Source organism: Clostridium celatum DSM 1785 (assembly GCF_000320405.1).
GTDB lineage: Bacteria > Bacillota > Clostridia > Clostridiales > Clostridiaceae > Clostridium > Clostridium celatum.
The window spans coordinates 92669-108516 of sequence record NZ_KB291650.1 but is presented as its reverse complement, the minus strand read 5'-3'; the positions used below and the strand labels follow the sequence as shown (position 1 = coordinate 108516).

General features: G+C 27.9%; 13 protein-coding genes. 6 read left to right on the top strand and 7 right to left on the bottom strand.

Annotation, left to right across the window (positions count from 1 at the left end):
• Positions 1 to 6: 6 nt before the first annotated feature.
• The 3 genes from HMPREF0216_RS10070 to HMPREF0216_RS10060 all read right to left on the bottom strand — a co-directional run bounded on the left by HMPREF0216_RS10070 (position 7) and on the right by HMPREF0216_RS10060 (position 3925).
• Positions 7 to 2181: a type IA DNA topoisomerase gene (locus tag HMPREF0216_RS10070; RefSeq protein WP_005213949.1), complete on the bottom strand. Its 2175-nt coding sequence runs from the start codon at positions 2179 to 2181 to the stop codon at positions 7 to 9.
• 181 nt (positions 2182 to 2362) lie between these two features.
• On the bottom strand, positions 2363 to 2914 hold the full coding sequence (locus HMPREF0216_RS10065; RefSeq protein WP_005213948.1) for a TspO/MBR family protein: 552 nt from the start codon (positions 2912 to 2914) through the stop codon (positions 2363 to 2365).
• A gap of 84 nt (positions 2915 to 2998) precedes the next feature.
• On the bottom strand, positions 2999 to 3925 hold the full coding sequence (locus HMPREF0216_RS10060; RefSeq protein WP_040419630.1) for an alpha/beta hydrolase: 927 nt from the start codon (positions 3923 to 3925) through the stop codon (positions 2999 to 3001).
• 285 nt (positions 3926 to 4210) lie between these two features.
• Between HMPREF0216_RS10060 and HMPREF0216_RS10055 the strand changes: the two genes are divergently transcribed.
• From HMPREF0216_RS10055 to HMPREF0216_RS10035, 5 genes are all read left to right on the top strand, one after another.
• The gene (locus HMPREF0216_RS10055) at positions 4211 to 5572 is read left to right on the top strand and encodes a Mur ligase family protein (protein WP_040419629.1); all 1362 of its coding nucleotides are present in this window, start codon (positions 4211 to 4213) and stop codon (positions 5570 to 5572) included.
• 14 nt (positions 5573 to 5586) lie between these two features.
• Positions 5587 to 6309: a type 1 glutamine amidotransferase gene (locus tag HMPREF0216_RS10050; protein ID WP_005213945.1), complete on the top strand. Its 723-nt coding sequence runs from the start codon at positions 5587 to 5589 to the stop codon at positions 6307 to 6309.
• 29 nt (positions 6310 to 6338) lie between these two features.
• Positions 6339 to 7619: a D-alanyl-D-alanine carboxypeptidase family protein gene (locus HMPREF0216_RS10045; protein WP_005213944.1), complete on the top strand. Its 1281-nt coding sequence runs from the start codon at positions 6339 to 6341 to the stop codon at positions 7617 to 7619.
• Positions 7620 to 7879: 260 nt separating this feature from the next.
• Complete coding sequence (locus tag HMPREF0216_RS10040) at positions 7880 to 8647, top strand: flavin reductase family protein (RefSeq protein ID WP_005213943.1); 768 nt, start codon at positions 7880 to 7882, stop codon at positions 8645 to 8647.
• A gap of 15 nt (positions 8648 to 8662) precedes the next feature.
• A complete protein-coding gene (locus tag HMPREF0216_RS10035) occupies positions 8663 to 9523 on the top strand; it encodes a 50S ribosomal protein L11 methyltransferase (RefSeq protein WP_005213942.1) in 861 nt (286 codons plus the stop codon).
• Positions 9524 to 9562: 39 nt separating this feature from the next.
• Here the strand turns inward: HMPREF0216_RS10035 and HMPREF0216_RS10030 are convergent, their stop codons facing one another.
• From HMPREF0216_RS10030 to glsA, 4 genes are all read right to left on the bottom strand, one after another.
• Positions 9563 to 10105, bottom strand: a complete 543-nt coding sequence (locus tag HMPREF0216_RS10030; RefSeq protein WP_005213941.1) for a lytic transglycosylase domain-containing protein — start codon at positions 10103 to 10105, stop codon at positions 9563 to 9565.
• A gap of 14 nt (positions 10106 to 10119) precedes the next feature.
• Positions 10120 to 10716, bottom strand: coding sequence for a dephospho-CoA kinase (gene coaE / locus HMPREF0216_RS10025; RefSeq protein WP_005213940.1), 597 nt, complete (start codon positions 10714 to 10716; stop codon positions 10120 to 10122).
• A gap of 9 nt (positions 10717 to 10725) precedes the next feature.
• Entirely contained in the window at positions 10726 to 13335 is a 2610-nt protein-coding gene (polA, locus tag HMPREF0216_RS10020) for a DNA polymerase I (RefSeq protein WP_005213939.1), read from the bottom strand.
• A gap of 144 nt (positions 13336 to 13479) precedes the next feature.
• Positions 13480 to 14400, bottom strand: coding sequence for a glutaminase A (gene glsA, locus HMPREF0216_RS10015; protein ID WP_040419627.1), 921 nt, complete (start codon positions 14398 to 14400; stop codon positions 13480 to 13482).
• Between the two features lie 214 nt (positions 14401 to 14614).
• Between glsA and HMPREF0216_RS10010 the strand changes: the two genes are divergently transcribed.
• Entirely contained in the window at positions 14615 to 15844 is a 1230-nt protein-coding gene (locus tag HMPREF0216_RS10010; RefSeq protein ID WP_005213937.1) for an aminopeptidase, read from the top strand.
• Positions 15845 to 15848: the final 4 nt, after the last annotated feature.

The following is a 15848-nucleotide window of genomic DNA, read 5'->3' as shown; positions in this document are numbered from 1 at the left end:
GCTTTCTTAATTAATAAATTCCATTTTCCAATTATAATATCCCGTATTCTCATCCTTTTCATATCTTAAATAAGCTGAAAATAACGTTCCCTTTTTACTTCTAAGATTTCTAAAACCTACTTTTCCATTTTTCAAAAGTAATTCAACCATTTCCTTAGTAACTTTTTTCCCCATAGATTCGATAAACTTATCATTTTTCCAAATAGTATATTTGCAACCATTTTTCCAATTTACACAACCAAATCCCTTTTCACCTTCAATAATTGAATTTCCACACACAGGACATTTTCCTACTTCTTCAGCTCCATTTGGTATTTCAACCTTAAATTTATGTAACATTGAGCTGTCGTTTTTTATTTTTTCAACGGAGTTCTTAGTAAATTCAAATATTAAATTTAGGAAATCTTCTTTTTTAAATTTTCCTTTTTCTATATCAGCTAAGGTTTTTTCAAGTCTCCCTGTATATTCTAAATCTAGAAGCTCTTTTGCTGGAAATATCTCAACTATTGTTCTTCCAAGTTCTGTTGTAGTTAAACTCTTTCCCTTAGTCTTAATATATCCTATATCTTTTAACTTCTTTATAGTTTCAGCTCTAGTTGCTGGTGTTCCTATACTAAATCCACTTAAAATAGCTTGCATCATTTCTTCTGAGTTTGTTTCATCATCAGAATTTTCTTCTTTAAAACCTTTACCACAAGTTTCCATAACTCTTAAAAGCGTTTTTTCTGTATGATATTTAGGTGGCTTTTTAGTAACTTTATTAACTTTACTATCTACTATATCTAAATTTTCACCTTTTTCTACTAAAGGTAAAATTGTATCCTTAGTTTCAATTTTTTCTACTATTCTCCACCCTTTAATAATTTCAACTTTCCCCTTAGAAATAAATTCACCTATACAAGCTTCTTCATTTACTTTAAATGTAATTTTAGTTTCTTCAAATTCAGCTACAGGCATAAACTGCATTATAAATCTATTTTTAATAGCATTATAAACATACTGTTCTTCAGTACTTAATCCCTTTGGAATAACATATGTTGGTGTTATTGCACTATGGCTTTCAACCTTTGATGTATCAAAAACCCTTTTTGATTTAACAAACTTAATTTCTTCCTCGTATGGTAATCCTTTTTTATGTGTTTCTAGTACTTTTTTGGCTTTGTCTACTAAACTTTCCTCAAGAACACTACTTGCTGTTCTTGGATATGTTATAAGCTTCTTTTCATAAAGTCCTTGTGCAACCTTTAAAACTTTATCTGACGTCCATCCTTTATATTTACTTGTAATATATCCTTGTAGATTTGACAAGTTAAATAGCGGCTGCGGATATTCTCGTTTCTTTTCAATTTCTTTATCTACAACTACTGCTTGTTTTTCCTTTAATATTTTACTTATACTATCTAGGTACTCTTTCTTTTCAAATTTTTCTGTTCCCTTTTCATAATAAAGGCTTTCAAATTCTATATTATCCTTAGATTTTAAATTTATTAATAACTTATAATATGACGATTCCTTAAAATTTTCTATTTCCTTATCTCTATCATAAATTATTTTTAATGTTGGTAATAATACACGTCCTATATTTATAGTTTTTCTTTCACTAGCACCATATCGTAGCGTTGCCACCGATGTTAAGTTAATACCTATAGTCCAGTCTGCTAACTGTCTCCCTATTCCCGCATCTTGAAGAGGCTTCATTTCACTATTAAGCTTTAAATTAGCCATTCCTTTTTTAACTTCATCTTCTGTCCATTCATTAAGAAGAAGTCTATATATAGGCTTTTTTATATCATAATGTATAAATAATTCATCTGATATAACTTGCCCTTCTCTATCAAAGTCAGTTGCAGATATTATTCCGTCCACATCTTCTCTATCTATTAATCCCTTAATTATATTAATTTGCTTTTCTGCACCTTTATCTACAACTTCCCTGTTGCTACTATCACATTTTATCTTATACTTAAAATTATTTGGTATAAAGGGGAACTTCTCCATTCTCCATCCCTTCATATTTTCATCATAATCTTTTGCATCATATAATTGAAGCAAATGTCCAAATGCCCAAGTAACTAAATAGTCTTCCCCCTCAAAGAAACCATCTCTTCTTGTCTTTATCTTAAATGCATCTGCTATATTTTTAGCGACAGATGGTTTTTCCGCTATAATTACTTTCTTCAAAATACTCTTCTCCTTAAATATAAAATATACATTTCTAAGTGTATATTTTATATCATTTAAATTTATAATTCAAATGATTATTAAAATAACAAAATAATTAAAAAGTTAAAAATGGCAAATAAAATTAATTTACCCCTTTTAACTTTTACCAAATTTGTTTAAATATATTCCTTAATTAAAATTACATTTCATTAAATATCCATATATATAAGCTTAAATATGATGCAAATGATACCCATAATATATATGGAATCATTAATATACCAGCTATTTTATCAACCTTAAAGAACTTTACTATAGTAATAACTATTAATATAAGTAGTAATATTATTAAAATAAAAGAAATTCCATATAGTCTTAAATTAAAGAATACTATAGACCAAAGAAAATTAATTAATAACTTAATAATATAATAAAAATATCCATCATAATCTTTTTTCCCAGCTTTATTATTCATATAAATTCTATAAGAAGCTATTCCCATCAAAGTATATAATATAGTCCAAACTATTGTAAAAACTATTGCTGGTGGAGTTACTATACTTTTCTTTAATGTATCATATGTATTCATTGAATTTTTAGTAAATAAAGTAATTATAATAGCTCCAGCTAATGGAAGTAATATATTTTTCATCAATGCCATAATATCAAATTTATTATTATAGCAAAATATATTTCTTAATATACCTTTTTGTTTTTTATTTTTTTTCTTTACCTTCTTCTTTTCTTTCAATACTAAACACCCCTCATTATTATTACTACAAATATATGTTTCATAACATTAAATAATGTTCAGTAAATTATAAATGATAAAATATTATATAATATTATTTATCCAATTTAATATATCCTCAATAACTTCATCCTTATTATTTTCATTTAACATTTCATGTCTGCCATTTTTATAAAGCTTATATTTTAAATCTTTTATCCCTAAAGCTTTATAACACTCATATAAATTAATTATTCCTTTTCCAAAATCTCCTACAGGATCTTTATCTCCAGCAAAAATATAAACTGGTAAGTCCTTAGGAATCTTATTTAAATTTTCTTTCTCATTTATTTTCCATAATCCTCTTATTAAATCATAATAATATGAGGTTGTACAAATAAATCCACAATATTCACTATCAATATATTTATCAACCTCTTCATCAACAGAACATAACCAATCATAATTTGTTCTAGTTGGTTTAAATTTATTATTAAAGCTTCCAAATGATAATTTATCCATAAGCTCACTCTTTGCTTCTCTTCCTCTTATCTTCATTTCAACCTTTGAAATTACTATTCCTAGTCTTGTTATGTAATCTGGCCTTCCATTTGTTCCTGATAAAATAACACCATCTAACTCATCTCCATATAATTCAATATATCTTTGACTTACAAAAGAACCCATACTGTGTCCAAATAATATTAAAGGCAAGCCATTATTTTCTTTCTTTATTATATCAGTTAGTTCTTTAACATTTTCAACAAGTATATCAAATCCTTCATTATCAGCTATATATCCTCTTTCTTCTTCACTTTTAGCTGTTTCTCCATGCCCTCTATGGTCATGTGCATATACAATAAATCCCTGTTCCGAAAGCTTATTGGCAAAATAATCATATCTACATGCATATTCTGTCATTCCATGGGATATTTGTATTATCCCTTTAGCTTCACTATTCGCATCCCATTTATAACATTTTATTTCTTTTCCTTCTTTATCAACAAACGAAAATTTTTTCAAAACTTCCATCTCCTCATTAGTTTTTCTTATTATTATCTTCCTATATATAAACATCGTCAATATTAACTAATGTAATGTTAAATAATTATTCATTTTTTTAAAATTTATTTTTATTTTTTTTAATTTAATTTAAATATCCTATCAAGATACATTTGTTAAACCGTAAGTTTGTGTTATACTATTTTAGTATTGATGTAACATTTAAAACAATATTATAATTTTGTTTATAATATTACTTTTATATGATTATAGTTCAATATTATTGTTAATAATGTAAATAAATTATTGTAGGTGGTGAAGGAAATTAGTATTAAGTCAATCGTAAGTATATTAGCAACAAAATTCACATTATTTCTAACTAAAACCATTTTAAAAGGTGGGACTACTTTTCCTGGGAGAGTAGCTCTAAAGCTAGATAATAACATTTTATCTAAAGTCTCTAAAGGCTATAAGGTTATTTTGGTAACAGGAACTAATGGTAAAACTACTACTACAAGCATGATTTATAACATCCTAAAAGAAAAAGGTCTAAACGTAATAACAAATAACACAGGTGCTAATCTTTTCCCTGGAATTGTTACTACTTTTGTAGGACACTATAAGTTCTTTAACAATAAAGGTGAAGATAAATATGCAGTAATTGAAGTAGATGAGGCCAATTTAAAGTATATAACAAAATATCTTACTCCTGAAATAATAACTGTAACAAATCTTTTTAGAGATCAGTTAGATAGATATGGTGAGGTATATACTACTTTAACTAAAATTTTAGAAGGAATAACTCTTGTTCCTGAAACAAAGCTAGTTTTAAATGGTGATGAATCTCTTTTAGGTAAACTAGATGTAAAAAACCCTTGTATTTTTTATGGATTCAAAACTGCAATTAATGAGAATAAAACAATAGATGTTAATGCAGATTCTAAATTCTGCAAATTCTGTAAAACGCCTTACAGTTACAACTTTGTTACATATAACCATTTAGGTGATTACTACTGTACAGGCTGTGGCTATACTCATCCACAGATAAAATATGGTGTTGATAAGATTATAGAACTAACAGCTGAAAGTTCTACTGTTAAATTTGGTGATACTGAAATATTCTTAGGACAATCTGGAGTTTATAATATTTACAATGCTCTTTGTGCCTATGCTATTACTAAAGAACTTAATGTAGATGATGCTACTATAAAAAAATCTTTAGAAAGTCAAAGTTCTAGCTTTGGTAGACAAGAAATTATAAACATTGATGATAAAGAAGTAAAAATAATCCTAGTAAAAAATCCAGCTGGATATAATCAAGCACTCGATACATTGTGCCTAAATAAAGATGCTTTTTCATGTGCATTCTTACTTAACGATAATTATGCAGATGGTAGAGATGTTTCTTGGATTTGGGATGTTAACTTTGAAAATTTAGCCAACGTAAAATTAGATGAAGTTTATGTTTCTGGTATGAGAAGCTTTGATATGGCTGTAAGACTTAAAACAGCTGGGCTATCCCCTTCAAGCTTTGTTATAGAAGAGGAATATGAAGGCTTAACTGAAAAAATCAAAAATGGTAAAAATAAAAAATTATATATCCTTGCAACTTATACTGCAATGATAAATTATAGAAAGTACTTACACTCTAAAGGTTATATAAAAAATCTTTGGTAGAATAGGAGGATATTATGGAATTAAATATATGTCATCTTTATCCTGATCTTTTAAATGTTTATGGTGATGTTGGTAATATATTAATATTAAAGCATAGAGCTGAAGAACGTGGTATTAAAGTTAATGTATCTAATATTTCATTAAATGATGAATTTAATGCAGATGATTATGATATTGTATTCTTTGGTGGTGGCCAAGACTATGAACAAACAATAGTATCTGATGACTTAATGGATAATAAAAAAGATGAATTATCTAGGTATATTAATAACGGTAAAGTTCTAATTGCAATTTGTGGTGGATATCAATTACTTGGTAAGTATTACACTGCTCCTAACGGAGAAAAAATCAAAGGATTAGGTATACTAGACATTTATACTGAAGCTGGTGACACTAGATTTATAGGTAATACTGTTATCTATAATGAAGAATTTGATGAAACTTATGTAGGTTTTGAAAATCACTCAGGAAGAACTTATCTAAATGGACTTAAGCCTCTTGGTAAATGTGTTCATGGGTATGGTAATAACGGTTCTGATGGATATGAAGGATGTATTTATAAAAATACTTATTGTACTTATTTCCATGGTGCACTTTTAGCTAAAAACCCTGAGCTTGCAGATAGATTTATAAAAACTGCACTTGAAATAAAATATTCTGAAGTAGCTCTTGAAAAATTAGATGATACTTTAGAATTAAAAGCTAAAGAAGTAATGATTACTAGATTAAATAAATAATTAAATATTATAAATACGGAGAGATTATAATGAGAAAGAATTTTTTCAAAACAATTGTTTTATTTATTTGCTTAACATTAATAGTACCATTTATATCTACTGTTAATGTATTTGCAGCTACAAATGATGCTCCTCAAATAATTGGAGAATCGGCAATTACTATGGATTTAGATACTGGTGAAATTATTTACTCAAAAAATGCTGATGTAAAACGCTCACCAGCAAGTACTACTAAACTTTTAACTTCTTTAATCTTTGCTGAAAATAAGAGTAAAAGCGATTTAATTCCTTATACAGATACTTCAGCTTCTCTTACTGAAACTACTTTAAGTGGTTATTTATCTGGCGGAGCAAAGCCTGGAGATACTATGACTGCTGATGATGTTATGAAAGCTGTTATGATTTTTTCTGCAAACGACGCTTCAATTATGATGGCTGAATCAGTAGCTGGTTCTGTAGATGCTTTTGCAGCTATGATGAATGAAAAAGCTAAAGAACTTGGTGCTGTAAATTCAAACTTCATTAATCCTAATGGGTTAGAAGTTAACAATACTACTCACAATGTAACTACAGCTTATGATTTAGCTCTTATAGGTAAAGCAGCCTATCAAAATGATTGGATAAGAGAAACTATGGAATTACCTTCAACTTCTGTATCAATTAACGATGCTAAAATAATAATAGATACAAGAAATAAAAATCTTGGTAAAGATGGTAATGTTGGTGGTAAAACAGGAACTGAAACTATGGCTGGTCATTGTTTCGTAGGTTACTACACTAGAGATGGCAGAAACTTAATTACTGTTGTTTTAGGTTCTGAATATGGCGCAGAAGGTATTAACGTATTTAATGATACTAAATCAATAGCAGATTATAGTTATAACGCCGAAAAAGTTCCTTTTAAAACTGCAGGAACTGAAATTGGTACTACAGAATTAGAATATAAATTATTTAGATTCTTCGGTCCAACAAAAACAATAACTGCACCAGTTGTACTGGATTCAGACATAATGTATTATGATAATGACTATAATTCAGCAAATGCTAAAATTGAATTATCTAATACAGACTTAGATGCTTGGAAAGTTGCTTCAAACAATACTGTTGATTTAACCTTCTCTATAGCAGGATATAATGAAACAGTTCAAGGTAGTGTTCAATTATCTACTGGTCAATTATTAAAAGCTAATTTCCCTATATATGCAGCAGCTGTGCTTGCTATAATAATTGCAATAGTTTTAATAGTTGTAATTGTTAAATTGATTTCAAAATCAAATAGAAGAAATAGAAGAAGTAGATATTACAGATAATCAAAAATGGCAAATGAAGGATTAAACTATTATCACAATTCCTTTAATTGCCATTTTTAATTTTTTAATTAGTTAATTTTTTAATTTAATTATTTAGATAGTTACCCTTACTCTATAACCCCAATTTTAAATCTCTAAGTCTTACTTTACCTAATAACTCTTATTTCTTGATGGTTTACCTTATCTTCATTGATCTTCTTGTAACTTTATTATTCTTTATGTTATAATCGTAAAGATAATTTTGAAAAGGTGTGAAAAATATGAATGAAAAGGTAGACTTTAAAGGTAGCGTTATTTTAAACCCAGTACCTGTTGTCTTAATAACTTCAAAAAATAAGGAAGGTAAAGAAAATGTTTTTACTGTAGCATGGACAGGAACCGTTTGTACTAAGCCACCTATGCTATCAATCTCAGTAAGACCAGAACGTCTTTCCTATGAATATATAAAAGAAACTATGGAGTTTACAGTAAATCTTCCTACTTCTAACATGACTAAAGCCGTTGATTACTGTGGAGTTCGTCCTGGTAGAAAATTTGATAAAATTAAAGAAATGAACTTTACAATGAAACCTGGTACTAATATCAATGTACCATATATTGATGAATGTCCTGTTTCAATTGAATGTAAAGTTAAAAGCATAATACCATTAGGTACTCATGATTTATTTATCGCAGAAGTTGTTGGTTCTCATGTAAATAAAAATTTAATGGACGAAAAAGGTAAAATACATTTTGAAAATGCAGATTTAATAACATATTGTCATGGAGAGTATTTTAAAATGGATACCGAAGCTTTAGGTAAATTTGGTTACTCAGTTGCAAAAAAACCTTTAGCCATAAAAAATTCTCAATCAAAAGATGCTGAAACTAGTGTTAAAGTTAAAAATTCATCTCCATCAAAAGAAAAAAATAATAAAAAATCTAACTATAAAAAAAGTTCAAAAAAGAAGAATTCTTCTAAAGCAAACTTAAAGAGTAAATCTAAAAAAACATATATTTCAAAGAAAAAGAATAATTCTACTAAATAATGAAAGGATGATTTTATGTTTATAATTTCATATAAGCTTCCATATGCAAAATTAGACTCTACAATTGAAACTTTAGCAATAAACGATATATATAACGTATTCTATGAAAATCCTTTAGAAATAACTACAGACGATTACGGATATGGTTATTTAGAAAAAGAAGATGAAGATATAATATTAAAAGTTGCTTTTGAAGATAAAAAAGAATATTTAGATGATTTTATTAAAACTTTAACTTCACTTTTAAATATGGATTACATAAATATAGAAGAAAATAATTATGATTATACTACATATGATTTCCCAGCTATACATTTAGATGATACTTGGGTAATTGCAAATCCAGAAGAAGATTTTGAAGATAAAAAGAAAATTAACTTTATATCTCAAGGAGCATTTGGTACAGGACTTCATGAAACTACACAAGACATATTAAAATTAATATTAAATGATTTAGATTTAAAGAATAAATCTGTATTAGATATAGGAACTGGTTCTGGAATATTATCAATTGCTGCTTCTATCGCAGGTGCTTCTATAGTAGATGCTGTTGATATTAGAGATATAACAGATGAGGTATTATTAAATTCTTCTTTAAACAATCTAGAAAATATTACTCCTATTGTTGGAAATATCCTAGATGATTCCTCTCTAATTACTAATAATTATGACTGGATATTCATAAATATCGGTGGTGAAGAAACTAAAATGTTTATGAATTTTATTAAAACTCATTTAAACACTAATGGTACTATTTTAGTTTCAGGACTTGTTGAATGGAGTTTTGATGAAATAAAGGAAAATGTAGAATCATACGGATTTAAATTACAAAGTAAACATCAAACAAATGAATGGGTTACGGCTATTTTTAAATAACAAAAAGGCAAAGGTTAAATCTAACCTTTGCCTTTAATTTTATCTATAAAAAAACTTATAGATGTTATAATTTAAAGTCACTTTATCTACATATTTTTTAGTTTCCTTAAATGGAATATAAGTTAAACTTTTACCATCTATAGAATATTCAGGATTTTTAAGCCATTTTGTAACATTTCCACTTCCACCATTATATGCAGCTAATGCTAAGCTTAAATCATCAAATTCACTAATTAAATTATTTAAGTACCAACAACCAAACTCAACATTCACTTCTGGATTTAAAAGCTTCTCTGAAGAAAAATCTTCAATACCTAATGTCTCTGAAATCCATTCTCCTGTACTATCCATAATCTGCATTAGTCCTTTTGCACCTTTATTTGAAATTGCATTTTTATTAAAATTGCTTTCAGCCTTAATTACAGACAGAACTAACAGGGGATCAACTTCATATTTCTCACTATACTCATTAACTATATCACTATACTTATACGGGAAAATATATTGCTTTACACCATATACTGAAGCTAAAGCAAGTGAGACAATAATAATAAGACTAATTATTATTTTTTTAAAATTCATTTACTCTCCCTACTTTAAATAGATTTCAAAAATTCAATAAGTAAGTCTACTTGTGCTTTAGTCTTAGGTAACGTATCATTATTTTCAATTATTATATTAGCAAAATCTCTTTTTCTTTCTAAAGGCATTTGAGAATTTATTCTATTAATTGCTTCATCCCTTGCTAATGCATCTCTAGCTCTTACCCTTTGAATTTGAGTGTTACTATCCACCCACACTAAAATAACATAATCCATATCTTTATGCAACTCATTTTCTATTAAAGTAGGTGCATCAAGAATTATTATATCAGCGTTTTTTTTCTCATAGTAATCTATTTTTTCGTAAATTTCTCTTTTTATATAAGGTAATATTATACCTTCATATTTCTTTCTTTCCTTTGGAAATCTAAAAATATGATTTCCAAATTCTTTTCTACGAAATTCTCCTCGCCAATCAAAAAATCCTGAGCCAAAATTTATCTTAACCATTTCTAATATTTCAGGATACTTAACTAATACCTCCTTAGCTATAGTATCTGCATCTATTACATTAAATCCAGCTTCTTTTAGCATAAAAGATACTGTACTTTTACCAGAACCTATTCCTCCTGTTAATCCAATTTTAATCATACTTACCCCCTATTTAGCATCATACCAAGTATTTCCTATATTAGTATCAACCTCTAAAGCAACAGACATCTTAAGTACATTTTCCATTTCTTCTTTTACTAAAGCTTTAACTACTTCAAGTTCTTTTTCCTTAACATTTAAAATAAGTTCATCGTGCACTTGCAATATTATTTCACTTTCTAGCTTTTCTTTGTTTAATCTATCATAAACTTTAACCATAGCAAGCTTAATAATATCTGCGGCACTTCCTTGAATTGGCGCATTCATCGCTAATCTTTCACCAAGAGCCTTTACTATTTTATTAGAAGATTTTATTTCTGGTATAAATCTTCTTCTATTTAAAATAGTTAATACATAGCCCTTTTCCTTTGCTTCCTCTTTTGCACTTTCTAAATACCCTTTAATCTTTGGATATCTATCAAAATAAATTTCCATGTACTCTGATGCTTCCTTCTTAGTTATCTTTAAATCTTGTGAAAGACTAAAATCACTTATTCCGTAAACTATACCAAAATTTACAGCCTTAGCTCTACTTCTCATAATAGATGTAACCTCTTCTACAGGTACCTTAAATACTTCTGAGGCAGTCTTTGTATGAATATCACTATGATGATTGAATGCATCTATCATATTTTTATCATCTGCCATATGTGCAAGTACTCTAAGCTCAATTTGTGAATAGTCACAAGATAATAGAACATCTGTATCCTCTTTAGGTATAAATACCTTTCTAATTTCTCTACCCATTTCATACTTCACAGGTATATTTTGAAGATTTGGCTCTGTACTTGAAAGTCTTCCTGTTGTTGTAACAGTTTGATTAAAACTAGAATGTATAGCACCGTCTTCATCTATAACATTCTTAAGGCCTTCTACATAAGTAGAATTAAGCTTAGTTATTTGTCTATAATAAATTATTTTTTCTATTACAGGATGTTTATCCATTAATTTCTCTAATACTTCTGCATTAGTTGAATAACCTGTCTTAGTCTTCTTAATTACAGGTAAATCTAACTTTTCAAAAAGAATTTTTCCTAGTTGCTTTGGTGAACTTATATTAAACTCTTCTTCACAAAGTTCATAAATTTCTTTTTCTGTTCTAGCTATTTCCTCTTTAAATTTAACTGCAAGTTCATTTAATTTTTCTTCATTAACCTTAAACCCAACAGCCTCCATACTAGATAAAATACTTATTAATGGATGTTCACAATTATAATATAATTCATCCATTCCTTCCTTGCTAATCCTATCTTTTAAATAAGAATATAATTCATCCATATTTGCTACAGCATTACAAATTAAAGTATCTCCTTCACCTTTAACTTCTTTAGTTAAGTATTCATTAATTAATATTTCTAAAGGATAGTTACTTCTTGCTGAATCTATAAGATATGCTGCAACAGCAGTATCAAATATAAAATTCTTTATTTGTATATTAAACTTATTTAAAATAGTTATAATATTTTTCCCATCATGTATAACCTTAGATATAGATTCATCTTCCATAAAGCTTTTAAGTATTTTTATAGCTTCTTCTGAATTTTCCATAGATATAAGTTTAAAGTCTATTAAGATAACTTCATTTTCAATCTTTAAGTAAAGTTTATCTAATTCTATTTTGGAATAAAGATTAGCATTTGTAGTGCTATAGCCTATATATGTTATGTTACTCTTTTTACTTAATTCATTTTTAAATGCTTCTATAGTACTAATTTCCTTTATTTCTAACCTTTCTTCTTCATTAGATTCTTCATCTTCACCTGGTAGTTTAGCTAGTAGTGATTTCATTTGCAACTTAAAGAACATCTTTTTAATTTCTTCCCTATTATAAGAATCCTGACTTTTTATATCTTCTAAGTCAAAATCTATAGGAACTTCTGTCATTATAGTAGCTAACTTTTTACTAAAAATTGCTTGCTCACTATAAGTTTCTAAATTTTCCTTAAGTTTTTTACCACTTATTTCATCTATATTAGAAAGTACACCTTCCATAGAACCATAAGTTTGAATAAGCTTAAAGGCTGTCTTCTCTCCTACCCCTGGAACTCCCGGAATATTATCTGACTTATCTCCCATAAGACCTTTAACATCTATATATTGTGTTGGAGTAACTCCAAATTCAGCTTCAAAAGCTTCTTTATTATACACAGCAGTTTCAGTAACACCCTTTTTAGTTATAACAACTTTAATGTTATCACTTGCAAGTTGAAGAGCATCTCTATCTCCTGTTACTATGAAAACTTCAATTCCATGACTCTCAGCAAACTTTGCTAAAGTTCCTATTATGTCATCTGCTTCAAAGCCGTCTATTTCATAAATATTAACTGCTAATAAGTTAAGTAATTCTTTAATTATAGGGAATTGTTCGCCAAGCTCTGGAGGCATCTTTTTTCTACCAGCTTTATAATCTTCATATTCTTTATGTCTAAAAGTCGGCGCTTTTCTATCAAAGGCTGCAACTATATAATCTGGTTTTATTTCTTCCTTCATTTTAAAAAGCATATTTGTAAAACCATAAACTGCATTAGTATGTATTCCTTCACTATTTGTAAGTGGTGGTATTGCATAAAATGCTCTATTCATTAGACTATTTGAGTCTAAAATAAGTAATCTCTCCATTTATTCCTCCAGTATTTTGACATTTTAAATCATTAGTTTTACAGTATATAACTTATAAACAAGAAATTTAAAATTATATAAAAACATTAATTTAAATAGTCCTATATTTTTATAGTATTATTTAGTAATTATATCATATTTATCTTAAAATATACTAAGTTCTAATTCTTCTGATAAATCTTTTAATATGTGGATTCCACCAATACTATTTCCTTTAGAATCTAAAGCTGGACCATAAATTCCTATGCCATATCTTTTAGGTACAGTAGCTATTATTCCACCACCAACTCCAGATTTTGCTGGTACGCCCACATGAACTGCAAATTCTCCTGATGCATCATACATTCCACAAGTAACCATTATAGTTTTTACTATTCTACATACTTCTCTTGAAATTAAAATTTCATCACTCCATGGTGCAATACCATCATTTGCAATAACAGCTGCAAATCTCGCCATATCTTTTGCTGTAGCTTCAATAGAACATTGTTTAAAATAAAGATCTAATACTTCTTCAACATTTCCTTCTAATATATTAGAGCTTTTCATAAAGTAAGCCAAAGATCTATTTCTATCTCCTGTAGCCTTTTCACTTTCATATATTTCTTTATTTATATCTATGCTAGGATTATTTGTTGCTCTTCTTAAAAAATTTAATATCCTTTGTAATTTATGATCTTCATTTTCTCCAAAAATAAGAGATGTAGTTACTATTGCTCCAGCATTTATCATTGGATTATATGGTCTATCTTGATTTCTAATCTCAAGATTAACTATACTATTAAAACCCATTCCTGTTGGTTCAACATTTACCTTTTTAAATACATTTTCTCTACCGTTATCATTAAGAGCTATAATTAAACTAACAACCTTTGAGATACTTTGAATAGTAAATTTAACATCACTATCTCCAGCCCAATACTCTTCATTATTTTTAATGTCTACAACACAAAGTCCTAGTGCTTCCTTATCTGCCTTTAATAGCGCAGGTATATATGATGCAAGCTTCCCTTCTTCTGTATATTTTTTATTTTTTTCTACTAAGTTAATTAATAAATTTTTCATTAGTTTCTTCCTTTTCATTTATTCTTGTAATACTAATTATAGTTATTTTTTTTATGGCTTACAAGATGTTGCAAGCCATAAAAATTCCAAATATAAAAGTCAAATAATATTATATCACTATAAAACTTAATAATATTATTTTTATTTCTATAATTTAACTTATTAAATATGTTATAATATTAGCGATTACTAATATTTAGGAGGGCTATATAAAATGAATAATAATTTATTAAGAAAATACGCATCCCTTGCAGTAAGTACTGGGGTAAACATTCAAAAAGATAATATATTAGTTATTAATTCACCAATAGAAACAGCTGAGTTTGCTAGGCTTATTGCTGAAGAAGCTTACATAAGAGGTGCTAAAGACGTTGTTGTACATTATGCTGATCAAAAGCTTAGTAAAATAAGACTTTCTAACAGTTCAATTGAAACTCTATCTGATGTTCCTGAATGGGTTGGAGAAAGCTATAATTATTATGCAAGACAAGGAGCTTGTTTTATTGGAATTTCTGCAAGTGATCCAGATGGTCTTAAAGGAGTTCCAATGGAAAATATAGCAGCTTCTCAAAAAGCAAGAAACGAAGCTGTTAAAGAATATCGTGAAAGTACAATGTCTAATAAGTGTCGTTGGTGTGTATTATCTGTTCCAACTCTTTCTTGGGCTAAAAAGGTATTCCCAAATGCTACTAATGATGAAGCTATGGAAAAATTATGGGATGTTATTTTTAAAACAGTAAGAGTAGATAATGAAGACCCTACTTTAGCGTGGGAAAAACATAATTCTTCTTTAGCTGAAAAAATTAAATTTATGAATGATAATAATTTTAAAAGTGTACATTTAACTAGTTCTAATGGAACAGACTTAAATATAGAACTTCCTGAAGGTCATCTTTGGGCTGGTGGAAGTGAAGATGATGTTAATAATATTCCTTTCAATGCAAATATGCCAACTGAAGAAGTATTCACACTTCCTAAAAAAACTGGTGTTAATGGTATAGTTTATTCAACTAAACCTCTTAGCTATGGTGGAAATTTAATAGATAATTTTTCTATCACTTTTAAAGATGGTAAGGCTATAAATTTTACTGCTGAAACTGGATATGATGTATTAAAGCAAATGCTTGATAGCGATGAAGGATCTAAATATTTAGGCGAAGTAGCTTTTGTTCCTTATGATTCTCCAATTTCAAATTCTGGACTTATTTTCTTCAATACTCTATTTGATGAAAATGCTGCTTGTCATTTAGCCTTTGGTAGAGCTTATTCTTCTTGTGTTAAGGATGCTGAAAAATACTCAGAAAAAGAATTAGAAGAAATCGGAGTTAATGATTCTATAATTCATGTTGATTTTATGATAGGAAATAATGACCTTAATATTACTGGAATTAATAAAAATAATGAAACTATTCAAATTTTCTCTAATGGAAATTGGGCATTTTAAGTAA